This window comes from Corynebacterium breve, assembly GCF_030252165.1.
Lineage (GTDB): Bacteria > Actinomycetota > Actinomycetes > Mycobacteriales > Mycobacteriaceae > Corynebacterium > Corynebacterium breve.
In genome coordinates, this window is the sequence record NZ_CP126969.1 from 1,136,159 (window position 1) to 1,158,936 (window position 22,778).

Annotated in this window: 25 protein-coding genes and 1 tRNA gene; 10 read left to right on the forward strand and 16 right to left on the reverse strand. The window is 56.7% G+C overall.

Going from position 1 to position 22,778, the window contains the following annotated elements; translation table 11 throughout:
* Positions 1-31 precede the first annotated feature (31 nt).
* The 6 genes from hisG to QP027_RS05585 are packed head-to-tail and all read right to left on the reverse strand — an operon-like array spanning position 32 to position 4,293.
* Positions 32-877, reverse strand: coding sequence for an ATP phosphoribosyltransferase (gene hisG / locus QP027_RS05560; RefSeq protein WP_284826660.1), 846 nt, complete (start codon positions 875-877; stop codon positions 32-34).
* A 29-nt stretch (positions 878-906) separates the two neighbouring features.
* The gene (locus QP027_RS05565) at positions 907-1,170 is read right to left on the reverse strand and encodes a phosphoribosyl-ATP diphosphatase (RefSeq protein WP_284826663.1); all 264 of its coding nucleotides are present in this window, start codon (positions 1,168-1,170) and stop codon (positions 907-909) included.
* Positions 1,171-1,180: 10 nt separating this feature from the next.
* The gene (locus QP027_RS05570; protein WP_284826665.1) at positions 1,181-1,843 is read right to left on the reverse strand and encodes an HAD family hydrolase; all 663 of its coding nucleotides are present in this window, start codon (positions 1,841-1,843) and stop codon (positions 1,181-1,183) included.
* Position 1,844: 1 nt separating this feature from the next.
* The gene (locus QP027_RS05575) at positions 1,845-2,225 is read right to left on the reverse strand and encodes a hypothetical protein (RefSeq protein ID WP_284826667.1); all 381 of its coding nucleotides are present in this window, start codon (positions 2,223-2,225) and stop codon (positions 1,845-1,847) included.
* A gap of 24 nt (positions 2,226-2,249) precedes the next feature.
* Positions 2,250-3,455 carry a cysteine--1-D-myo-inosityl 2-amino-2-deoxy-alpha-D-glucopyranoside ligase gene (gene mshC / locus QP027_RS05580; protein ID WP_284826669.1) on the reverse strand — a complete coding sequence of 402 codons (1,206 nt, stop codon included), beginning with the start codon at positions 3,453-3,455 and terminating at the stop codon, positions 2,250-2,252.
* 10 nt (positions 3,456-3,465) lie between these two features.
* Positions 3,466-4,293 (reverse strand): undecaprenyl-diphosphate phosphatase, encoded by an 828-nt coding sequence (locus tag QP027_RS05585; protein WP_284826942.1) that lies wholly within the window; start codon positions 4,291-4,293, stop codon positions 3,466-3,468.
* 61 nt (positions 4,294-4,354) lie between these two features.
* On the opposite strand from QP027_RS05585, the gene QP027_RS05590 reads away from it, so the two are divergent.
* The 3 genes from QP027_RS05590 to QP027_RS05600 are packed head-to-tail and all read left to right on the forward strand — an operon-like array spanning position 4,355 to position 7,324.
* Positions 4,355-5,206: an aldo/keto reductase gene (locus tag QP027_RS05590; RefSeq protein WP_284826671.1), complete on the forward strand. Its 852-nt coding sequence runs from the start codon at positions 4,355-4,357 to the stop codon at positions 5,204-5,206.
* A 20-nt stretch (positions 5,207-5,226) separates the two neighbouring features.
* A complete protein-coding gene (locus QP027_RS05595) occupies positions 5,227-6,228 on the forward strand; it encodes a YncE family protein (protein WP_284826673.1) in 1,002 nt (333 codons plus the stop codon).
* A gap of 10 nt (positions 6,229-6,238) precedes the next feature.
* Complete coding sequence (locus QP027_RS05600; RefSeq protein ID WP_284826674.1) at positions 6,239-7,324, forward strand: quinone-dependent dihydroorotate dehydrogenase; 1,086 nt, start codon at positions 6,239-6,241, stop codon at positions 7,322-7,324.
* Here QP027_RS05600 and QP027_RS05605 read toward each other — a convergent pair.
* Both QP027_RS05605 and QP027_RS05610 read right to left on the reverse strand, forming a co-directional pair.
* Positions 7,299-7,646, reverse strand: coding sequence for a hypothetical protein (locus QP027_RS05605; RefSeq protein ID WP_284826676.1), 348 nt, complete (start codon positions 7,644-7,646; stop codon positions 7,299-7,301). The genes QP027_RS05600 and QP027_RS05605 overlap by 26 nt on opposite strands.
* Positions 7,647-8,201, reverse strand: a complete 555-nt coding sequence (locus QP027_RS05610; RefSeq protein WP_284826678.1) for a YbhB/YbcL family Raf kinase inhibitor-like protein — start codon at positions 8,199-8,201, stop codon at positions 7,647-7,649.
* Between the two features lie 158 nt (positions 8,202-8,359).
* Between QP027_RS05610 and QP027_RS05615 the strand changes: the two genes are divergently transcribed.
* A tRNA-Leu gene (locus QP027_RS05615) sits at positions 8,360-8,445 on the forward strand.
* Between the two features lie 319 nt (positions 8,446-8,764).
* On the opposite strand, the gene QP027_RS05620 is transcribed toward QP027_RS05615, so the two are convergent.
* Entirely contained in the window at positions 8,765-9,190 is a 426-nt protein-coding gene (locus QP027_RS05620; protein ID WP_284826680.1) for a cupin domain-containing protein, read from the reverse strand.
* A 97-nt stretch (positions 9,191-9,287) separates the two neighbouring features.
* Between QP027_RS05620 and QP027_RS05625 the strand changes: the two genes are divergently transcribed.
* Entirely contained in the window at positions 9,288-9,950 is a 663-nt protein-coding gene (locus QP027_RS05625; protein WP_284826682.1) for a TVP38/TMEM64 family protein, read from the forward strand.
* Positions 9,947-10,504 carry a MarR family transcriptional regulator gene (locus QP027_RS05630; protein ID WP_284826683.1) on the forward strand — a complete coding sequence of 186 codons (558 nt, stop codon included), beginning with the start codon at positions 9,947-9,949 and terminating at the stop codon, positions 10,502-10,504. Before QP027_RS05625 ends, QP027_RS05630 begins: the two co-directional genes overlap by 4 nt.
* On the opposite strand, the gene QP027_RS05635 is transcribed toward QP027_RS05630, so the two are convergent.
* Genes QP027_RS05635 through QP027_RS05645 form a run of 3 tightly spaced genes read right to left on the reverse strand, consistent with a single transcriptional unit; the run spans position 10,476 to position 12,944 of the window.
* The gene (locus QP027_RS05635; protein ID WP_284826685.1) at positions 10,476-11,663 is read right to left on the reverse strand and encodes an SPFH domain-containing protein; all 1,188 of its coding nucleotides are present in this window, start codon (positions 11,661-11,663) and stop codon (positions 10,476-10,478) included. The two genes, QP027_RS05630 and QP027_RS05635, sit on opposite strands and share 29 nt — an antisense overlap.
* A 2-nt stretch (positions 11,664-11,665) precedes the next feature.
* On the reverse strand, positions 11,666-12,094 hold the full coding sequence (locus QP027_RS05640; protein ID WP_284826687.1) for an NfeD family protein: 429 nt from the start codon (positions 12,092-12,094) through the stop codon (positions 11,666-11,668).
* Between the two features lie 10 nt (positions 12,095-12,104).
* A complete protein-coding gene (locus QP027_RS05645) occupies positions 12,105-12,944 on the reverse strand; it encodes a DUF3097 domain-containing protein (RefSeq protein ID WP_284826689.1) in 840 nt (279 codons plus the stop codon).
* A gap of 33 nt (positions 12,945-12,977) precedes the next feature.
* Between QP027_RS05645 and QP027_RS05650 the strand changes: the two genes are divergently transcribed.
* Positions 12,978-13,721 carry an Rv1486c family protein gene (locus tag QP027_RS05650; protein ID WP_284826691.1) on the forward strand — a complete coding sequence of 248 codons (744 nt, stop codon included), beginning with the start codon at positions 12,978-12,980 and terminating at the stop codon, positions 13,719-13,721.
* On the opposite strand, the gene QP027_RS05655 is transcribed toward QP027_RS05650, so the two are convergent.
* From QP027_RS05655 to QP027_RS05665, 3 genes are all read right to left on the reverse strand, one after another.
* Positions 13,703-14,734, reverse strand: a complete 1,032-nt coding sequence (locus QP027_RS05655) for a ferrochelatase (protein ID WP_284826692.1) — start codon at positions 14,732-14,734, stop codon at positions 13,703-13,705. The two genes, QP027_RS05650 and QP027_RS05655, sit on opposite strands and share 19 nt — an antisense overlap.
* Before the next feature lie 63 nt (positions 14,735-14,797).
* The gene (locus tag QP027_RS05660; protein ID WP_284826693.1) at positions 14,798-16,612 is read right to left on the reverse strand and encodes a DIP1281 family NlpC/P60 protein; all 1,815 of its coding nucleotides are present in this window, start codon (positions 16,610-16,612) and stop codon (positions 14,798-14,800) included.
* A 448-nt stretch (positions 16,613-17,060) separates the two neighbouring features.
* Positions 17,061-17,531, reverse strand: coding sequence for an Rv1476 family membrane protein (locus tag QP027_RS05665; RefSeq protein WP_284826695.1), 471 nt, complete (start codon positions 17,529-17,531; stop codon positions 17,061-17,063).
* A gap of 306 nt (positions 17,532-17,837) precedes the next feature.
* Here QP027_RS05665 and acnA point away from each other — a divergent pair, with 306 nt between their 5' ends.
* From acnA to QP027_RS05680, 3 genes are all read left to right on the forward strand, one after another.
* Positions 17,838-20,615, forward strand: coding sequence for an aconitate hydratase AcnA (acnA, locus tag QP027_RS05670; RefSeq protein WP_284826697.1), 2,778 nt, complete (start codon positions 17,838-17,840; stop codon positions 20,613-20,615).
* Positions 20,616-20,703: 88 nt separating this feature from the next.
* Positions 20,704-21,279, forward strand: a complete 576-nt coding sequence (locus QP027_RS05675) for a TetR/AcrR family transcriptional regulator (protein ID WP_284826698.1) — start codon at positions 20,704-20,706, stop codon at positions 21,277-21,279.
* Between the two features lie 25 nt (positions 21,280-21,304).
* Positions 21,305-22,027 (forward strand): glutamine amidotransferase, encoded by a 723-nt coding sequence (locus tag QP027_RS05680; RefSeq protein ID WP_284826699.1) that lies wholly within the window; start codon positions 21,305-21,307, stop codon positions 22,025-22,027.
* On the opposite strand, the gene QP027_RS05685 is transcribed toward QP027_RS05680, so the two are convergent.
* On the reverse strand, positions 22,024-22,695 hold the full coding sequence (locus QP027_RS05685; protein WP_284826702.1) for an NAD(P)H-binding protein: 672 nt from the start codon (positions 22,693-22,695) through the stop codon (positions 22,024-22,026). The genes QP027_RS05680 and QP027_RS05685 overlap by 4 nt on opposite strands.
* Positions 22,696-22,778: the final 83 nt, after the last annotated feature.

The following is a 22,778-nucleotide window of genomic DNA, read 5'->3' on the forward strand; positions in this document are numbered from 1 at the left end:
TTCGTTGATCTCTCCAATATCGTACTTGTGTTTAAATTCGAGCGATGCGCAAATCCGAAGCAAGGATCGCTTCAGCGCCAACCTCCGCCAATTGGTCCATCAACGCGTTTGCACGTTTGCGTGGAACCATTGCGCGCACAGCGACCCATCCGTCTCGAGATAGTGGCGACACGGTTGGGCCCGATAGGCCCGGGGTAATTGCTGTGGCTGCAGGCAGATTCTCCCGATCAATGTTGTAGTCGATCATGAGATAGTGGCGAGCGTTAAGGATGCCGTTAATGCGACGGAGCAAAACCTCTTGCTCCTGGTTAAGGTCTACGCCTTTGCGCTTTACGACGACCGCCTCACTGGCCACGATGGGGTCAGCAAATGGGGCTAGTCCGTGCTGCCGCAATGTCGCACCTGTAGACACAACATCGGCAATCGCATCCGCGACACCCAACTTGATCGAGATCTCCACGGCACCATCAAGGCGGATAACTTCGGCGGTGATGTCGCGCTCGCCGAGGTAATCTTCGACCAAATGCGGGTACGAGGTTGCAATGCGCTTGTCCTGCAGCGCTTCAAGAGTCCATTCCTCGTCCGCAGGGGCGGCGAAGCGGAAGGTGGATCCACCGAACCCCAGTGTCATCGCTTCCTCTACCTCAGCTCGAGAATCTTGGGCAAGGTCTCGCCCAGTGATGCCAAGGTCTAAGTGTCCGGCCGCAACATAGATCGCGATGTCCTTGGGGCGGAGAAAGAAGAACTCCACCTGATTCTCAGCGTCGAAGATGTTCAACGCTTTGGTCATTCCACGGCCGCGGTAGCCCGCCTCATGCAGGATGTCGGATGCAGCCTCGGACAACGCACCCTTATTAGGGACAGCGATCTTAATCATGATCTTCTTTCTTAAGAGTTAGGTGGGCGTTAGAGGTACTTATAGATGTCGTCCGGGGTCAGCCCACGAGCGACCATCATGACCTGGGTCCAGTAGATGAGCTGGCTCATTTCTTCAGCCAACTCTTCGTCAGATTGGTACTCTGCAGCAATCCATACTTCGCCAGCCTCTTCGATGACCTTTTTGCCGATGGTATGCACTCCCTTGTCCAGCGCCTCTACGGTAGAGGAGCCTTCTGGGCGCTCGGCAGCGCGTTGAGTGAGTTCGGCAAAGAGAGAGTCAAAGTTTTTCACGGGGATAACTTTAACTCATTGCCTCAAACCACGTAGCAACGTCCGACGCATTAGCACCAACAAAACGCTTCGGGTCGAAACGGACCACACCTGCTGGGACTTCGTCGGCAAGCCCAAGCACTTTACAACCAGCCGCACTCCCCGCGCTCATGCCTGCCCAGGAGTCCTCAAAAACCAAACAACGTTTAGGATCCTCGCCGACTCGACGCGCTGCCTCCACATACATGTCAGGGGCCGGCTTCCCCGCGGGTACCTCATCGCCGGTGATTGTGTCGTGGAAGAACTCGCGACCAATCGAGTCGATGCAAGGGTCGGCAAGCGTGCGTTCGGTATTAGTGGTGACGAACATTGGGATGCCAGTTTCCCGCAGCGAAATCAGCAACTGTTTGATGCCGGGGTTTGTATCGATATCGCCAGAAAGAAGCTCGCGCATCCGTGCGTACATTCCGTCCTTCCAGCGGGTGGCATCGGCATCGTCGTAAGTAACTCCGGCCCAGTCGGCGCAGATTTGGAGAGTGTTAGCAAAGCTGCCACCCATGGTTTCCAAGCGTTTCTCGAGACTCAGTCTCCGACCGACCGCTTCAGACAGCTCGTAGGTTGCGATCTCCCACAAAGGCTCGGTATCGATCAAAGTGCCATCCATGTCCCAAAAAATGGCGGCAGGCAGGGGCATTTTACTCCAGTTCGGGTAGTTGGTTCAGTGCTTCCTCTTCAGCACCAGTAGCTGCAGAAGCGTTGAAGATGAGCTCGGCAAGCTCTTCCTTTTCCTCCGGTTCCAGCACCGCGTTGTGGTGCTGCTCATTGAACGCAAAAAGGTTCTCATGAAACGCCTCTACGACGCGGACGAGTTCCTCGGCTCCTGGATCATCTTCAAGAGTCTCCAAAGCGTCCAAGAACATCTCGATCAACTTCTGCAGATCTGGCAAGACCGCAGGGTCGAAAGGCTGCTCCCAGAACTCCTTATCGTCCTCACGCAAGTAGGAGCCAGTAGCAAAGGTATTCAGATCAGAGATAAATTCGTCGACGTCAGCTTGAAACTGTTCACGGATGGTCATAGAAATCATTTTGGCCTAGAAATGCTAAAGCTGCACGCCGAGCAATCCGTGTACCGCGTCCGCCACAATGCCATTGTGGTCGCCGGGTGCTTCGTCGACAATGCTCAATGCTAGAGGCGCATTGAGGTCATCCGCCAAGGCGGCACGCACCGAATTGACCGTTGCCAAAGCATCGTGCTCCGAGCACTGCTTGGCGACGATCCCCCGCCACTTTCGAAGTCGCTCTTCAGCACGGGCGAGCCCCGCCATGCTGAAATCGCGGTCGGAGCGGTAGTGCTGGTTGAAAACAGCAAGGCGAATGGCGCTGGCTTCATGGCCCTCTTCGGTAAGTTTGTGCACGAAGACTAGGTTGCCCAGCGATTTGGACATCTTGACGCCATCGAGGCCAATCATGCCCGAGTGGACATAGTGGCCAGCCATACGGTCCACACCATGAGCTGCTTCTGCATGGGCAGCAGAAAACTCGTGGTGAGGGAAGGCAAGGTCACTGCCACCGCCTTGAATCGCAAAGCTTGCCCCCAGCCGGTTTGTGGCAATTGCTGAACACTCGATGTGCCAGCCGGGCCGACCTTGACCAAACGGAGAATCCCACGCAGGCTCCCCTTCCCTATGGCCTTTCCACACCAGTGCGTCGAGCTGATCCTTCTTTCCATCTCTGAATGGGTCGCCACCGCGTTCGGCGAAAAACTCCAACATCTGCTCGCGGGAGTAGTTGGATTCGTAGCCAAATTCCTCGGTGGCCTCAATAGAAGCGTAGATGTCGCCGTGGTCAAGCTTGTACGCAGCACCCTTGTCCAGCAGAATCCCTACCATCTCGATCACTTCGTCGACAGACTCCATTGCGCCGATGTAGTCCTGCGGCGGGATCACGCTCAAAATCTCCATGTCGGAGCGGAACAAGTTCACTTGGCTGGTTCCGAGGTCGCGCCAATCGACACCATCGCGTGCGGCGCGCTCAAACAGCGGGTCATCCACGTCTGTGATGTTCTGCACGTAGTGAACGTTGTGGCCGTTGGCTAAGAGCTGACGATAGACAAGGTCAAATGTCAGATAGGTCGCTGCATGACCAAGGTGAGTGGAATCGTACGGGGTGATTCCGCAAACGTACATGCCTACCGGATCGCCGGAGACATCGACGGGGCGTACCTTTTCGTCGGCAGTGTCGTAAAGACACAACGCAACAGGTTCGCCTTGAACAGTAGGAACTTCAGGGATTGGCCAAGACTGCATGCGTCCTACCTTACATCGGAGCCAAAACGCCAGCCGCGAGCAGCGCCATGACGATAAGACCTGCAGGGATACGGTAAGCAGCGAACCAGGCGAACGAGTGGTTGGAGACGAACTTCAGCAACCAAGCGATCGAAATGTAGCCCAAGACGAAACAGATTGCGACACCGACAGTCAGTTGCATGCCCGTAGCGGCCTGGCCTGCCTGTGGGTCGAACGCATCTGGCAGGGAAAACAGGCCCGAAGCCAAAACAGCTGGGATCGCCAACAAGAAGCTGAAACGGGTTGCAACCTCACGGTCGAGGCCCATGAACAAGCCACCAGAGATCGTGCCGCCCGAGCGTGAGACGCCAGGGATAAGTGAGAGGCACTGGAAAAGCCCCATCACAATGGCATCTTTCATGGTGAGCTCCTCGTAGCCACGATCCTTTTTACCCACGCGCTCTGCCCAAATGAAAACGAAGGAGAAGACAACCAGCACCGTTGCGGTGATCCACAGATTGCGCAGGTTCTCGCGAATCAGATCTTTACCCAAAAAGCCGATCAATCCCACCGGAATAGTGCCCACGATGACCATCCAGCCCATCCGGTAATCCTGGCCGCGCTTCTCTTTATCAAATACGCCGGCGAACCAACCGGTGAGAATCTGCCAGATCTCCTTGGCGAAGAAAACCAACACTGCAGCCTCGGTGCCAAGCTGGATCACTGCGGTAAACGATGCGCCTGCATCTTGGCCCCAGAAAAGTTCAGAAACGATACGAAGGTGGCCTGAGGAAGAAACCGGGAGGAATTCGGTGAGGCCTTGAACAATCGACAGGACAATGACCTGTGCCCACGACATGGTGTCAGCTACTTGAGATACTTCATTCACGTCGAACCACACTACAACTAATGTGGAGGAAGTGAAGCAACGAAACGTAGGTCACAGTGGACTCCGCATTAGCCCTCTCGGGCTCTCCACCGCAGGTTGGACAGTGGAAAAGGCCCGGGACATCCTTAGCGAGTTCGTCTCTCTCGGCGGCTGCTTCGTCGACATCGCCCCTGGGACGGCGCACGTCCTCGCCGCCGCAATTGAGGAAATTGGGCGGGAGAAGCTGGTGCTATCTGCTCCAGTTGGAGTGGACATGTCTCTGCCAGTCGGCTCGCGTGTCAATTGTTCGCGCACAAATTTGTTGGCTGAGCTAGACCACCTACTGAATGCGCTAGGAACCGACTACGTCGATGTACTGAGTGCCGGCTATTGGGATGCTCGAACGCCTCCTGATGAGGTCGCTGGCACAGTGCAATCAGTCGTAGCCTCCGGTCGCGCGCGTTACGGTGGTGCCCACGGATACGCCGGTTGGCAGCTCGCCGTTACCCCGGGCCTCGTCGTCACGCACAATGACTATTCGCTTTTGCGACGAGACATCGAAGAGGAAGTGATCCCCGCTGCTCAGCATCTTGGGGTTGGAGTTATTGCAGCAGCCCCACTGGCACATGGGCTGCTCACCGGAAACTGGCAACCTAACCGCCCAGAAACACACCCTTATGCAGGTGAGAAGTCGCGCACGATCGTAGAGGCCTTGGTGACAGCAGCGGATGGATTAGGGCTCTCGCCTACCGCCACATCTCTGGCTTGGGTTTTTGCACAACCCGGCGTCGACGGAGTGGTGTGTGAAGTAGATTCGGTGGGTCATCTTCATGAATTGATGAAAGTACCTGAGATCATTTTGCCTCGCCCCATAGCTTCTGCGCTCGATGATGTTTCCAAGTAGTTGCTTGCTAGGCTAGACACGTGAAGAAAGTCCAGTATGTCGCACTAATTTCCGCTTTCGGTCTTGCCCTGACCGCCTGCAACGCCGAAGGCACCGCACCAGAGCCTGGCCCAGAAATGGGTAACGCGCAGCCAGTTGCCTCTCCTGAGCAGCCAGACCCTACCGGCGAAGTGCACGAATTCGAAGACATCATTGATCTTGACCAAACCGGGGATACCCTCGGAGTGCGCACCGCTGACAAGTTGACGATTGGAACTATCGACGAAATCACGGACGGCACCGCCAAGGCCTTTCCTGTCGACGACACTTGCACCGATGTTTCGGCCAGCGCCGACAAATTCGTCATCGCGTGCGGCAAACAAGTTCGTGTTGTCGATGGAAAGAATGAGGAGGCTTTCACGCTTGAAGAGCCAGTGCAATCCGCTGCGATTACCTCGACGGGAGAGCTCATCGCTGTAAGCGGCGATTCCGCCAAGGCGTGGGTGTACAAGGGTGGAGAGAAAATCGATTCATTTGCCGTGGCACACCGGAGTGACTCTGTGTTCGCGGTGCAACATGACGATGGTCAGCCGGATTCCGTCGTGCGCTACAACCGAGAGAACACGACTATTCAAGACATAGACTGGGAAAACGGACGCCAGGGCGGAACTTTGCGCGTAGGCATCGGTATTGGACAGGCAGTTGCCGGACCCGATGGATTGGTTCTTGCTGCAGACGCCCAGGGGTCTCAGCTAGCGGTTTACACAACAGGCCAGGTGATCCGCCTGCAGCAGATGGCGCCAGTTGCAGAATCTCCGTGGGCGGTGGCGTGGGATAGTAGCCGTGATCTGGCGTGGGTCGGATCGACAGCGGAAAACATTGCGGTTGGGTACGACATTTCCAACGGTGTTCCGCAGAAGCGCTACAGCGTGAACACTGTTCCCGACGCACTACACATGGCTACGCTCGACGATGGTTCTCTCGTCTTCGCCTCCGCTAGTGGCGCCGGGCTCCAAATTATCCCAACAGACCAGATCAAGTAAGGACTCCACCATGAGCTTGTACGATGTCGCACTCAAAGCAATGTTCCTGCTCCCTCCTGAACGAATTCACGGAATCATCAACTTTGGGTTGAAAACGCTGCACAGTGTAGGTCCGCTGAACCGAGGGATGGAGAAGCTTGTCCGAGTTCATGCGCCTGAGCTAGAGCAAGAGCTCCTGGGAACGAAATTCCCTGCACCCTTGGGCCTTGCCGCTGGCTTTGACAAGAATGCTGCTTCCATTGACGCGTGGGGGGCCATCGGCTTTGGCTATGCAGAACTGGGTACCGTGACCCCAAAGCCTCAGCCAGGTAACCCTGCTCCACGGCTGTTCCGTTTGCCGGCAGACAAAGCAATCCTCAACCGCATGGGTTTTAACAATAAGGGCGCACTAGTCGTTGCTGAAGGTTTGGCCAAGCGAAAGTCCTCCGACGTCGTCGGCATCAACATCGGGAAGAATAAGACATCTACTGATGCCGTGGGTGATTTCCGCCAATGCGCCACTTTGTTGGGTCCGCTAGCAGACTACGTTGTGGTGAACGTGTCGTCGCCGAATACACCCGGACTGCGTGACCTTCAGGCTGTTTCAGAACTCAAACCTCTACTTCAGGCCGTGCTTGATGCAACCGAAACTCCCGTGCTCGTGAAGATTGCTCCAGACCTCGCCGATGACGATATCGACGCAGTCGCCGATCTCGCTCTGGAGTTGGGGCTTGCGGGAATCGTCGCGACCAACACGACGGTCTCGCGTGAAGTGCTTACGACCGATCCTGCCGAGGTGGAAGCCATGGGCGCTGGTGGCATCTCAGGCGCTCCCCTGAATGATCGGTCCTTGGAGGTTCTCAAACAGCTCCACGATCGTGTGGGCAACCAACTGGTGTTAATCAGTGTTGGAGGAATTTCCACGCCGCAACAAGCATGGGAACGTATCACTGCTGGCGCTCATCTACTCCAGGGCTACACGCCGTTCATCTATGGCGGTTTAGGATGGATCCGCAACATCCACAAGGGGCTAGCCCAGCAAGTACGCGCCCACGGCCTGACTAATATCAGCCAGGCAGTCGGTAGCGGATTTACATGGCAGAACGTCGCAAAATAAGCGCGCAGAGCACGGCCATTCCGGCGTACAGCACTAACCAAACCGGAGTCGTACTTGTCAACGTGACTGCCGGAACTATCACGCTCGCGATCACTAGAATCACGGCGACGATCAACGCGATTACCTGACCACGTGACGCAGGTTGATCCTTGCGCATCGTCGCAAATGCGCCTAGTAGGATTGCTGCGATCATCACAAGCAGCGACGATAAGGTGAGCGTAAAAGTGCTCTCACCACGCAGAAACGTAATAAAGGCGTAGATGAGCAAAACGAGGGCGAGCGCCATGAAGGCGCCGCCCACGCGAATTTGTAGTGGAATCATTTAGGACTTGGTTTCGTAGTAGCCCCACAGCACCGTGCGCGCGAGGGAATGGAAGTACAGGTTAAAGCCGAGCACCGTTGGGGTAGCTTCAGGGTCAATATCCAACTGTTCAACGTCGACTGCGTGCACAGCGTACAGGTATCGATGTGGAGCATGTCCACCGGGTGGGTTCGCGCCATAGTGGGCGTGATCGCCCGAGTCACCTTTCAGGGTCACTACCCCGTCGATACCGCCAAGGTCGGAAGATGATCCGGCACCCGTGGGAAGCTCGCTGACGGTAACAGGGATGTTAAACACGGCCCAGTGCCAGTAGCCGGAACCGGTCGGTGCGTCTGGGTCAAAGCAGGTTATTGCCAAAGACTTGGTGCCTTCGGGAAGGTCTGCCCACGAGAGCTGCGGCGACAAAGACTGTGGGGCACGGAGTTTCTCATCGAGCTCGTCGCCATTTTCTAGGTCGGTGGAGGTCAATGTGAAGGTCGGCAGGTCCCGCAAAGGAGCATATGGATCAGGTCCGGGAAAACGGTCTTGGACATAGTCTGGAGTATTAGTAGCCATGACTCTTTTCTACCTGAAAATCAATGGAGTTGTCTTTGGATTACATTGGTGCAACTCAGTGATGGATATTCCTACTATGACGTGGCGATTTGTGCCTGATGTCGGTTTCGGGCTACAGTATTTCAGGTGCCCAGCCGAGAGGCTGAAAACAATACCCAGCCCGGGTGGCGGAATGGCAGACGCGCTAGCTTGAGGTGCTAGTGTCCTATTAACGGACGTGGGGGTTCAAGTCCCCCTCCGGGCACAATGTGAAGTCTCGCGATATCGCTCCGGTGGTGTCGCGAGTTTTTTCTTTAGGCAGGTCATGCGCGTGGCTGCAGGCACATGTGTAGGCGCTAGGCTATCCAGGGCGTTCGGGATATGGAACATGCAAAACGGCGCATACCCTCGCTACCTGGCATGATTCCGTGGCAAGTTTTGGGGCTGCGCGCAAATCCCAAACAGAAGAACCCGAACGCCCTAGATAGGCAGTAAGGGATCAGCAAGCATCTCACACCAACCGACAAAAGCCCGAACAACCACCTGCAGGGCCATTCGGGCTCATCGGATCGTCGATAAGCGAGCTAGTGTTGCTCGTTCGGATCGTTGTCTGCGTCTTCCTTGGTCTGGTGGAAGGTGCCCTTGACGTGGTCAGGGGCCGCGTAGATCGAGTAAAGCTTGATTGGCTCGTCGCCCTCATTGACCAAGTTGTGCCACTTGCCTGCAGGAACGAAGATGGCAAAGTCGTCCTCCACGATCTGATCAACGTCGAGGTTGTCCTTGGAATCGCCGATCATGATGCGGCCCTTGCCGTCTTCGAGGCGCAGGAACTGATCGTGGTCGTCGTGCACCTCTGCGCCAATCTCGCCGCCGGCCGGGATCGACATGACAGTCATCTGAAGGAACTGTCCGGTCCAGAGGGTGTCACGGAAAGCATCGTTCTGCTTGGTAACGTCCTCAATATCCAACACGTATGGGTTCGGGCCGTGATCGGTACGCAAATCACTCATAACTCTTCTCCTCTTTCATCGTGAGTCGTAGGTACACCACCCAGTGTACGGGCCTGTCAGCGTGTTGGGCATCCATCATCACCTAGAATTGGGCACCATGACCCATAAGCGCGCTCAGGTGAGTGTGATCGTTGTAGCGGCTATCGCATTCGTCGTACTCTGGGCGCTTGTCGATGTCCCACCCATGTCTGTACTGCGCGAATGGGCAGATAGCACGGGTCCTTGGTTTCCCGTACTTTTCTGGTTGCTGTACGTGGTGATTACTCAGTTCCCCATCCCGCGAACGATCTTTACGCTTTCCGCAGGTATCTTGTTCGGTCCTCTGTGGGGCATCCTGATCTCGATTACGGCGACCACCGCCGCGGCGGCACTGTCGCTCACCATTGTCCGCAGCCTCTTGCGGGATTGGATCGCCCCGAAACTCACTCACCCATCGGTGCAGCTAATTAACGACCACCTGGAGCAAAAAGGATGGCTCGCAGTGATCAGCCTGCGAATGATCGCAGGTGTGCCGTTTTCCATCATGAATTACGTGTCTGCGCTCACCCGAGTGCGGCTGGTGCCTTTTACTTTTGCGACGATGATTGGATCCGCCCCAGGAACCATCTTGATTGTCCTCTTCGGCGACACTCTGACCGGCGAAGCCAATCCCATCGCGGTGATCGCCACCGTGGCGCTAGCGCTGATTGGGATCGGCGGCGTGATCATTGATACCCAGAGGGCGCGCCGTCAAGCCCACAAGGTAGACTCGGCACTGTGATTGCAGTACATGCGCGCTACCGGGGTCGCGAGACACGCCGTGCTGAACTTGTGCGACGCTCCGCCGAAGCCTTGGCTACGTTGCCAGGCGTGGGCACCTTTGAGATGGTCGGAGTCGAGGACATTCGCGCCCACGTTATGGGGCCTGTCGAGACGTGTGACCTCATCATGGCGCTACTCTCCGATGGGAATTGGGCCATCGGGCTTGGAGTCACTCAGCATGGACCTGCGGTTTTCACTGCCACCGATGCTGTGGGTACTCGGCCTGCACAGGTCGGGGTAATCGTTGACACCCCTGAGCCTGCGACTTACGCCTCCGACATCGCTGCAACTTTCCTGCTCATTGCTCACGTATTCGCAAAGCGCACGGTAGAAGGCCGTGAGGCTACCTCACTTGTCCGCCGCGGCCTGAATCAAAACGAAGCCGCCGAAGAGCTGGGCATCTCCAAACAGGCGATGAGCCAGCGTCTTCAGGCGGCTGGATGGCAGGCAGAGAAAGCCGGATGGCACCTTGCAGTGAACTTAATTACTCAAGCGACTGCTGCAGCGGAGTAGGCTGCGGCGCCACCGGTGGCTGCACCGGAAGGGCCGAATTCTTTTCCAATTCAGTGGCTAGTGGTGAATCTGCAGGCTTGTTTGCCACGGCGCGAGCCTCGGCCACCGCTCGGGCGATCTCAGGATCCGAGCTCGTATCAAACCAAGCATCGGTATCGTCTTGCCCCGCCATTTCCTTGGTCTCTGGGTCCACCTTGGAAGGCTCATAACGGAAGACGCCGTCATCGTCCTTCTTCGCGAACGCCTTGGCAAACTGCTCCAGCGAATCGCCGAACTGTGAAGGGATCATCCACATCGTCGAGCCCTGACCCTGCGCCATTTGCGGCAGTTTGTCCAGGTACTGGTATGTCAGCACCTCTGGAGTAACCTCGGAGGACTTGATCGCAGCGTTAACCTTCTGGATCGCGCGAGCTTCACCCTGGGCGTTGAGGTACTTCGCTGCCCGCTCGCCTTCGGCGCGCAGGATTGTCGCCTGGCGTTCTGCTTCGGCAGCCAGAATAGCCGCGTGCTTTTCACCCTCAGCGGACAGGATTCGTGCCTGCTTTTCACCCTCAGCGGTCTTAATATCGGACTCGCGCTGGCCTTCAGCAGTCAGAATCATCGCACGCTTTTCGCGGTCGGCCTTCATTTGCATCTCCATCGACTGCTGAATCGACGGTGGCGGGTCAATGGCCTTCAGCTCTACTCGGCTGATACGCAGGCCCCACTTTGCGGTTGCCGCATCTAGCTCACCGCGAAGGCGGCGGTTAATGGTTTCACGCGACGTCAGCGTCTCTTCCAGAGTCATTCCGCCAACAACGTCACGCAACGTAGCCACAGAAATCTGCTCCACACCGACCAAGTAGTTGTCCACGCCATAGATAGCGCGAGCGGGGTCGTTGATCTGGAATGTCACGACAATATCGATAGCCACGGTCAGGTTGTCTTGCGTAATCACGGCCTGTGGCGGGAAGGATACAACTCGCTCACGCGTATCGATGCGTGCGCGAACACGATCGATAAACGGAACCAAGAGCGTTAGTCCTCCAGAAACGGTGCGGGTATAGGACCCGAGGCGTTCGATCACGGCTGCCTCGCCCTGCGGAATCAGCGCAATCGATTTGAATACAACCGCAGCGATAAAAATAAGAACAAGAACGACAACAATGGTTGCTGTCATGTTTAGAGCTCCTTCCAAACAATCGCGGTAGGGCCGTCGATTTCGGCCACAGTTACATGATCACCGGCGGAAATGGTTTCCATGGGGTTAAGTGCACGAGCCGACCAAAATGTTCCATCGAGTCGAACTTGTCCGCTGTGTGGAGTGATTTCCTCAATCACTTCTGCACGCTTGCCGACGAGCGCCTTTGGAGAGGTATCCAGCGCCTTTGGTTGCGTCACTCTGCGCTTGAGCACTGGACGTAAAAAGCCAATCAGGGCTGCTGATGAAAGGCCAAAGACAATGAGTTCAACCCAAATTGGGACGCCGAAAAGTGCGACACCGGTCGTCGCTAAGGCACCGCCTGCGAGCATGAGAAGCGTGAATTCGCCCACTGCAAGCTCAAGGCCCGCCAACACAAGCGCTGCGATAAACCAAATAATTACTCCCACGCCACAAACACTACATATCTTCCTTGGTTAGCACAGGAATTGTTACGAAATCAACCAACCGCTCCACGGCACCAATCAAGGTGGAATCAAGATCGCGGAAGGAATTGACAGCGTTGTACACGCGGTGCCAGCCCTCTTTGGGATCACTCCACCCCACGCGATTGCAGATCCCGGTCTTCCAGTCTTCGCCGAAGGGAACGTCGGGCCATGCACGCAAGCCGAGACGTTCCGGCTTTACCGCCGCCCAAATATCAATATAAGGATGGCCCGTTACCAGTACGTGTGGGCCGACGTTTTCTACCAGTCGCGTCTCTTTCGATCCTTTGACCAGATGATCAGCCAGCACGCCAATGCGCCGCCCCGGCCCTGGCCGGAACTCGGCGAGCCGTTCGGGAAGGTTATCCAGGCCTTCAAGGTATTCCACGACTACGCCCTCGACGCGCAAGTCATGTCCCCACACCTTCTCGACGATTGCTGCGTCATGGATACCCTCAACCCAGATGCGCGATGGTGCCGCGACTTTCGCCTTGACGTTCTCCACTCGCCGAGAGCCGGAGTTAGAGCGTCGTGGAGCTTGCTTCTCGACGAAGCGCGTCAGGGTGACTCGTTGCCCTTCATAGAGAAATCCTCCAGTGATCATCGGGAAAAGACGCTGCGTGCCTTTGCGATCCTCAAGGCGCAGGAAATGGCCGTCATATGTTTTCTCAAAGTTAATTACGGCACCGACAAAGTCTTCGCCGAATACTTCCACCACAATTCCTGGTTTGGCAGGTACTTCTGGAAATGTCCTTGCAGCCTGGCGTTTGTGGCCCGAGAAAATGTCACCGCTATAACGATCATCTGAACTCATAAGTCCAGGATTCTATCCGTTAGACTCTTGTAGGTGGATATGCGCGCCGAGGTCTACTCGCCTCTTCAAAACACCGCCGTGTGGATTGCCGCGTGGCTGTATGGCTACGAGCCCACCGACTCGCTACTCGACGCACTGAAGTCCTTGGGAGGCGCACACACCTGGGATGGCGCCCCGATTGCCGACATGCTCAAAGAGATTCGTCGTGTAGCGCTCACCGCTGAAGAGGAACCTGTCGTGCGCCTGATCCTATGGGGACCAGGCCAAGCACCCGGTCTGCCGGCTGGCTCAGAAGCAAGCAAGGCACTCACCCAGGCAGGTGCCCTCGTCGTCAGAGGCAGCGGTGCCTCCCATGTATTGGTGCCACAGTACGACGACGAGGTGGTGTGGCGTTGGTTTGAAGAAGCTGAACGACTCCCGGAGCCCTCATGGCTATCTCCGGGAGAGGCGGACCAGCTACTCTCGCAAGCAACCGACGAAGCTGCTCGCTTGGTCAAACTCACGGGCTACCGGACAAGCGAGCTAACAAACCCCAGGCTGACGGTAGGTTCCCTAGCGGATTTCTACGACACCCCGGGACTTCCGAGCAGCGTCACCCCACGGGCCGCCAAACTTTTCGCGCGAGCGGACCGTGTAGCCGCGATCATCGAAACCGTCACCGAGCACCTAGGCGATCACAGCTTGGATCCGCAGCTCTTCGCACTATGGAGGCACATCCGCACAGCCAGGATGGCCGGCGTTGCGGATGCAGTGCATGACTACTGGCGCGAGATCTGACAGCACGCAGGCGCACAGGGTGCACCATTGACGGTGCAACCGGACACGGTGATCGTCGACAAGCTCGGTGGCACGGTTTCATCAGCGATGTTTTCCGCAATCTCGACGATCATGGAAGCAAATTCTGGAGTGAGTCCCACGGTAGGCGTACGTGTCAGGGTCACGCCTCGCTCGTCGCACGCTTGCTGCAGCTCGGTATCCAGATCCCAGATGACTTCCATGTGGTCGGTAATGAAACCTACTGGTACACAGATAATCGCGTTGAAACCTTCGCGGGCAAGCTCTTCAGTGCGGTCTACTACATCGGGTTCGAGCCAGGGTGTTGCCGGGTTTCCAGAGCGCGACTGCCAGACGACTTCGTAGTCGGGAATTTCGGCTGCCTCCGCGATCAGGCGCGCGGCTTCCGCCACTTGGCGCGAGTAAAGGTGGGAATCATCAGGACCCCCGGCTACTTTATCGGCAGCGGTTGGTACGGAGTGTGCGGTGAACAGCACTTTTGTGTCCTGTTGGTTCGCGTTGACCCACGCGTGGCGCAGCGGCGCTGCGTTGAGCTGGATAAACGTCGGGTGCGAGTAAAACTGCCATAGCTTGGTGAATTCAAGTTCGGGAACGATCTCGCGCATCGCCTGGATGTCTTCGTCGTACTGACGACACGCCGAGTAACCACCCCATGCACTCGTGGCGAAAACTAGCACAGTCTTGTGCCCGTCGGCTGCGATTTGGCGTGCGGTATCAGCGGCCAGTGGATGCCAGTTTCGATTACCAAAGTAGACCGGCAGGTCGTAGCCCTTGCGAGCCAGCTCAGCTTCAATGTTCGCGATGATTTCGCGGTTTTGACCATTGATCGGGCTGATTCCGTCAAAGTGGAAGTAGTGCTCGCCCACTACCTCAAGACGTTCGCGAGGAATGCCGCGGCCACGGGTGACATTCTCCAGAAAAGGCACAACCTCGTCCACGCCTTCGGGGCCACCAAAGGAAAGAACGAGGAGTGCGTCAAAATCATTCAAAGACATGAAACTGAGCCTATCAAACTTTCGTTGGTGATTAGATTTCCAACTAAGCTGTTGCCAGTGCCACTAGAGTAGGCGAACCGCGTACTGAGACATGCTCGACCAGCGCACTGGGGACTTCTTGACTACATCACCAGACTGAGGCGCCTCGATCATCATTCCGTCACCGAGATAGATAGCCACGTGGTGATTGCCGGTCGGGCCCCAGAAAAGAAGATCGCCACGCTCTGCCTGGCTCGGATCGATCTGCGTGCCGCGCTGATACTGATATCCGGTGTAGTGAGGTAGCGAAATGCCGGCGCCCGCGAACGCGTACAGAGTAAGACCAGAGCAGTCGAATCCGACCTTGTTGTAGTCTCCATGACGATCAGCGACACCACCGTCACGGATACCTTGGGTTGGGCCGTTGGCATTGCCGCCCCCCCAGGCATATGGCACGCCGATTTGCGACTCCGCACGGGCAATGACTGTTTCGATCGTTGCCTCCCGCGAAGAGTCAGACAACAAGCCAGTTGCCTCCGTTGACACCTGATCAACGGTGGAGACCGAAGGAAGAATTGCCGACAGCACGCCGTCGTCAGTAGACGGTGCGATGTTGACAGCGGGAATTGGCTGCGCGTGGCCGTCCTCGGTGGCAGCCGATTCGTCGTCAAGAGCAATGTCCGTAGCAGATGGCTCGACCGCGCTGGTGGTAGATTCCTGTTCTCCTTCTTCCACTGCCGAAGAACTCTGCGCCAACTCCGCGGTATCTACTCCGCTAGCCAGCACTACCAAAGTGGCAGCGACCATCCCGGCGACCGACGCCAAGTCATTCGGGTCAGTCTCGTCAAATGCACCTTGTGTGGCCTCTAGGGTCTCCACGGCCTGTTCGATCTGGCTCGTCGTAGGCATCGGGATGTCGATGCCCTGTGCCTTGTCGACGACCTCTTGAGCAATCACGCTGACCGCTGTGGAAGACAGTTCACTCTCGCTGGAAGCAGTACCTTCCCCGGATACTGCTTCATCGGTAGTGGACTCTTCGGTGGTGGACTCTTCGGTGGCAACCGGTGCTGTCGATGCCTGTTCTGCCACGGACTCAACCGTCGCCACATTGTTCGTGTCGGCGGTCTCCTCTGCGAGAGCCTCTGGCGCGGCTACTGGAGGTTGCAGCCAATCGTCTTGCGTACCCTGACTACCAGGACGAATCTCCTCGAGTTGCGCCTGAGCGTCTTCAAGTGACTGCTGGGCTGTATCGCGTTGTTCAGTCTTGTCCGAAAGCAGTTCGAGAGTGTCGTCGAGAAGCGTCTGCGCATCCGTTTGAGCGGTCTCGGCCTCGTCGGCGCGGTCGTCGGCAAGCTGGCTGGCGGCTCGGAGTGTGGACTCCGTGTTGGCATTTGCAGTGCGTTTTTGTTCCAGCGCTTCGAGGGTGCCTTGCTTCTCCGCCTGCTGTTGCGAGATGAACGTTCCCCGATCGAGGGCATCTTTCTGGGCATCCCCATCGCTTGCGTGAGTAATCGGAGAACTTCCGGATCCGCGGAACGCCGAACGAGCGAGCTCGTTGACTCCCTCTTGCGCCGTCTCTACTTCGGTTTGCGAAGTGCCCAGTGCCTCCTTGGCTGATTCGACACCAAGACGGGCTTGTTCAGCAGCCGCTTGAGCGTCGCCAAGATCAACAAGCGCCTTGTTTACTGCTTCGCGCAGATCTCCCAACTCAAGATTCAGCTGATCGATTTCGGATTGCGTCGTTGAAATGACAGTTACAAGATCACGCGCCGATGAGCCATCGGTCTGCGCATCAGCCGGTGTGGTCAAACTCAAAACGGACAGAGATGTAGTGCAGGCGAATGCCGCAAGCCAGTTACGGGTATGCGAAAGGCGCCTGTGACGGGACAGGTAACCCACGAAGGTTCTCCTCACATCGCACGTTGAATCCAGCCACCACCCGGAACGAACCTGGGCGGGGACGAAGAACCAGTCAAGTGAAAACACTTGACGCGCGAAAGACATAGATCGACTACGGAAGTAGGCGCATGAGAGCGTCGCTTGGCGACGACCCCTTCGTGAATCTCCCCGATACTTGGCGTGCTTCCCCACATGCCCGAAACGGAAAACTGAAACAGAAGTGATGCGTACAGCTGAACAACGACTCATGAGCCGACACTAGTACCATAAGGCACTTTATCGATCCGTTGCACAACCTTTACCTATTTTCACACTAGTCAAGGCGAGCAACATGACTTGCGATGCTTCACTTCCTGCACTTTTCTATAGGCACAAAAAGAATGTGATCCTCGCCACACCGAGGATCACATTCACGTAATTTGCAGGGACTTTAGAGTTAGGTCAAGTCCTAACGCTTGACGCAAAATGCGGTCGCCACCACAACGATTACGCCAAGAAGCGCGATCGTCCCAAGCACAATCCCCCACGAAGTGTGCTGTTGCATCGCTGACTCTGCAAAGACCTTCAAACCCTGGGCGTAATCAACTTGCGCCAACATTGCATCTTGCGCCCGCTCAATTTCCGACCGAGTGAGCGTTTCACTCACGGCGGCTCCGGTATGTGGCGTCCGTACAATTACCGTGTCGATTTCAGTCATGAGGCTAAGGTCCTGCGCCACATCCCTTACACCCGCCCCCGGCGGAGTTTCTTCGAGCACGACAACCCCGAATTGGGGCAATCCCTCACCCGATGCCTGTTCGAGTGCCTCCAACAGAGTCTCCTCTAGCTGCCAGTTGGCCGGATTGTCCGAACCAAAAGCAACTCCATCCTGCTGCAACTGATCGGCAAGAGGGGTGAGGTCGATGTCATACTGCGCCACGAAAACTCCTTCACAGGCAAGCTACCAATGCGGGTAGCCTTGAATTGTCGGCAATTCTAGTTTCAAGATTGCCTTGACCGGCAATGAACGAACTGAGTCCAGACTAGCCTGAATGGGGGTAGTTGCCGCGCAAGTTCACGGCTTCTTATCCAGATTAATACCAACAGAACAAGCGTACTGTTAATCTGGGACATTGACTGCAGTTACTGCCCTACAATTGGCGGATGACCGCTGTGCTTTTCTAAGCGCCCTACATTGGGTCAACACACAAAATTACGGATCACCACTTGAGAAACGGAGCTCCCTGTGACTGAAAGTAAGAACTCCTTCAACGCCAAGAAGACCCTCGAGGTCGGCGCAAAGTCCTACGACTACTTCGCACTTGATGCAGTCGAGGGCATGGAGAAGCTGCCATACTCGCTGAAGGTTCTCGGCGAAAACCTTCTGCGTACCGAAGACGGCAAGAACGTCACCGCAGACCACATCAACGCAATTGCTAACTGGGATCCAAAGGCTGAGCCTTCAATCGAGATCCAGTTCACTCCAGCCCGTGTCCTGATGCAGGACTTCACTGGCGTTCCTTGTGTTGTCGACCTTGCAACCATGCGCGAGGCAGTTTCCACCCTTGGTGGTAACCCAGATGACGTGAACCCGCTCGCTCCAGCTGAGATGGTCATCGACCACTCCGTCATCATCGAGGCATTCGGTTCCTCCGACGCGATGAACACGAACGTAGCCATCGAATACGAGCGCAACGAAGAGCGCTACCAGTTCCTGCGCTGGGGAGCAGAGAACTTCTCTAACTTCCGCGTGGTTCCTCCAGGAACCGGCATCGTCCACCAGGTCAACATTGAGTACCTGTCCCGCGTCGTCTTCGACAACGAGGGTCTTGCGTACCCTGATACCTGTATCGGTACCGACTCCCACACCACCATGGAAAACGGTCTCGGCATTCTTGGCTGGGGCGTTGGCGGCATCGAGGCTGAGGCAGCAATGCTCGGCCAGCCTGTCTCCATGCTGATCCCTCGCGTGGTGGGCTTCAAGCTCACCGGCGAAATCCCAGTCGGCGTTACCGCTACCGACGTCGTGCTGACCATCACCGACATGCTGCGCCAGCACGGTGTGGTTCAGAAGTTCGTAGAGTTCTACGGCAACGGCGTGAAGTCCATTCCACTGGCTAACCGCGCAACCATCGGCAACATGTCGCCTGAGTTCGGCTCCACCTGTGCGATGTTCCCTATCGACGAAGAGACCATCAACTACCTTCGTTTGACCGGCCGCGCAGAGGACGACATTGCTCGCGTCGAGGCATACGCTAAGGCCCAGGGTATGTGGCTCGAGCAGGATGCTCCAGAAGCCGAGTACTCCGAGTACCTTGAGCTGGACCTGTCCACCGTTGTTCCTTCCATCGCAGGTCCAAAGCGTCCACAGGACCGTATCCTGCTCTCCGAGTCGAAGAACACCTTCCGCGCGCAGTTGCCTGATTACAACACCGCCGGCAACGAGACCTCTGAGCCAGTTCGCGCAGAGAAGACCGAAACCGTCGAGTACAACGTCTCCTGGCCTGCAAACGGTGAGTCCGCAGCAGCTGGTGCCGAGGGCCGCGCGTCCAAGCCAGTCGTCATCGAGTCCCCACAGGGCGGCGAGTACACCCTCGATCACGGTGCAGTTGCAATTGCTGCGATCACCTCTTGCACCAACACCTCGAACCCATCTGTCATGGTCGGCGCTGCGCTTCTTGCACGCAAGGCTGCAGAGCGTGGTTTGAAGTCCAAGCCATGGGTCAAGACCATCATGGCTCCAGGCTCCCAGGTTGTCGACGGTTACTACAACCGTGCAGACCTCTGGAAGGACCTTGAGGCTGTCGGCTTCTACCTCACCGGATTCGGCTGTGCTTCCTGTATCGGTAACTCCGGCCCACTGCCAACCGAGGTATCCGAGGCAATCAACGAATACGACCTGACTGCAACCGCTGTTCTGTCCGGTAACCGTAACTTCGAGGGCCGCATCTCCCCTGACGTCAAGATGAACTACCTGGCGTCCCCACTGCTCGTAATTGCTTACGCAATCGCAGGCACCATGGACTTCGACTTCGAAACCCAGCCACTGGGCCAGGATCAGGACGGCAACGATGTCTTCCTGAAGGATGTTTGGCCATCCTCCGAGGAGATCGAGTCCACCATTGCAGGCGCGATCTCTCGTGAAATGTACGAGGCGGACTACGCAGACGTCTTCAAGGGCGACGAAGCATGGCAGAACCTGGATGTGCCACAGGGCAAGACCTTCGCTTGGAAGGACGACTCCACCTACATCCGTAAGGCTCCTTACTTCGACGGCATGCCAACCGAGCCAAACCCAGTTGAGGACATCAAGGGCGCACGGGTTCTGGCAAAGCTGGGCGATTCGGTCACCACTGACCACATCTCCCCTGCTTCCTCGATCAAGCCTGGCACCCCAGCAGCTAACTACCTTGACGAGAACGGCGTAGAGCGCCAGGACTACAACTCCTTCGGCTCCCGTCGTGGTAACCACGAGGTCATGGTTCGCGGTACCTTCGCGAACATCCGCCTGCGCAACCAGCTCGTTGACATTGCTGGTGGCTACACCCTGGACTTCACCCAGGAAGGCGCTCCACAGGCATTCATCTACGATGCTGCGCAGAACTACGCTGAGCAGAACATCCCACTGGTAGTTCTTGCTGGTAAGGAATACGGCACCGGTTCTTCCCGTGACTGGGCTGCAAAGGGCACCAACCTTCTTGGTGTCAAGGCAGTTATCACCGAGTCCTTCGAGCGTATCCACCGCTCCAACCTGATCGGCATGGGCGTTATCCCACTGCAGTTCCCAGAGGGCCAGTCCCACGAGTCCCTCGGACTGGACGGCACCGAGACCTTCGACATTTCCGGAATCACCGCTCTCAACGAGGGCGACGCAATCCCTGAGACCGTCAAGGTTACTGCAACTAAGGCAGACGGTTCGACCGTTGAGTTCGATGCCAAGGTTCGCATCGATACACCAGGTGAGGCAGATTACTACCGCCACGGTGGTATTCTGCAGTACGTCCTGCGTCAGATGGTCAAGTAGTTAGGTTCTACTCCATCTCTTAAGGGTCGGCTCGGTTCGTCCGAGCCGACCCTTCCTTATTGTTCACTGACCAAGGAGCCCACTTTTCATGCCGATTATTAGCGATGAAGAACTCCAGCGCCGCCGCCAAGAAATCCTCGACGGTGCCCGTCGCTGCTTTGCTGAACACGGATATGAAGGGGCCACGGTCAGACTCCTCGAAGAAGCCACGGGAAAATCCCGTGGGGCAATCTTCCACCATTACGGTGACAAAGAGTCGCTCTTCCTCGAGATCGCCCGCGACGATGCCCAGCGCCAAGCGGATGTCGTCGCCGAGGGCGGCTTGGTTGAAGTTATGCGCGACATGGTGAGCCACCCCGAGCGCTATGACTGGCTGGCCACCCGATTGGAAATCACCCGCAAGCTGCGCTCGGACCAAGATTTCCGCAGTCGCTGGCAGGAGCATCAAAAGGTGCTTGATGAGGCAGTTCGGAAGCGCCTGCTGCAAAATAAGGATGCGCACCGGATGCGCACTGACGTGCCGATCGAAGTCCTCCACACGTATCTGGAGACAGTGATGGATGGTTTCATTACTCGCCTCGCGTCGGGTGGTTCGACCGAGAATCTAGAAATGGTCCTCGACTTTGTTGAAAACTCAGTCCGCGAACCGTTGAAGGGATCCTAGCCCAACCCATATAGACTATTGGGTTATGTCCAAAATTTTGTTGTTGTCCCTTCGCGATGGCCCATTAGGCAATAGCGTCGCCGCCGCAGAGGCTCGCGATATTATCACTTCCACTGGGCTTGACAACGACACCCTCGTCCACCGCATCCTTTCGACTGCAGATCATGTGATTGGGGAGCTCGACGGCATTAGCGGAGTTATCGTCGGTGGCAGCTCGCTCAACATCACCAATGAACGGTGGTCCCCGTGGCAACACCAGGTGCATGCTGAACTTGCGCGTCTTATCGACGGCCCACTGCCGGTCTTCCTCGTCTGCTACGGAAATAGCTGGCTCACCCACCACACCGGAGGCGTAGTCAGTCGTGAGCACTCCGAGGACTCTGGCCCGACAACGGTAACCCTCACAGCTGCTGGCCGCGACGATACGTTGCTCCAAGGCTTTCCCGACGAGTTTTCCTCGCTTACCGGGCACACCGAAAACGCCGAACAGGTGACAGAGAAGCTTACGGTTCTGGCCACAGGACCCGACTGCCCAGTTCAACTCGTGCGCTATAAGGATCACGTTTGGGCAAGTCAATTCCACGCCGAAATGGATGCCCAAGCGATGAAGACCCGCATGGATTTCTTTTACGACTACGGCTACTTTTCCCCCGAGGACTACGACAGCATCGTGAGCGGGCTACCTGCCATAGACACCCAGTGGCCAAACCTCTTGCTCAAACGATTCACCCAATACTGCCTCGGTTAGAGTACTGCGAGAATTTCCTCGTCGCCGTCTACGAAGGCGATGAAGTCTTCCTCCGGTAGAGTCGCGCGCAGCACCATCTCAGCTACCATTTCAGCGACGAGTTCACGCGAGGTCTTCACCCCGTCGGCGCCGGCGGGCGTGTTTTCCACTAGCGCAATTCCGCGCGCGGGGTCGTCGGTAAGCGCTGACGGGGCCAAAATGATGTACTCAATCTCGGTGGCCAGCAGGTGCTGATCCGCCGCCTTCTTGGCTTCCACGTAGGCGTACCAGGTACCGCCGTCATCTGTTGCGGTGGTTTCAAGCGAGCCGATGTACGACACCATGATGAAACGTGGTGGGAATTCAAGGGTTGCAAGGGCATCGATGACTTCAATGGCACCGTCGCGGTCAACTGCGTAGGTCACATCTGCCCCTCCACGGCCGCCATTGCCCGCAGCCCACACGACTGCGTCGTAGTCAGCGAGGATCTCAGTCCACTCGTCCAAAGAAATCTCGGTGAGGTCGCGAACCAGCGCCGAAGCGCCAAGGACTTCCACTTCAGCCACGCTCTCGACCGTACGCACCAACGATGTCACCGACGCATTGGCCTCGACCAACATCTCCGTGGCAAGCCTGGCAACCTTTCCACGTCCACCAATGATAAGTACTTTCTTTGAATGGTTGTCCATATTCCAAGGCTAACCGACTGGCGAACCGTTGGCAGCCAATACAAAGTCATTTCATTCCGCACCGGCCGTTCAAACTTGGATCC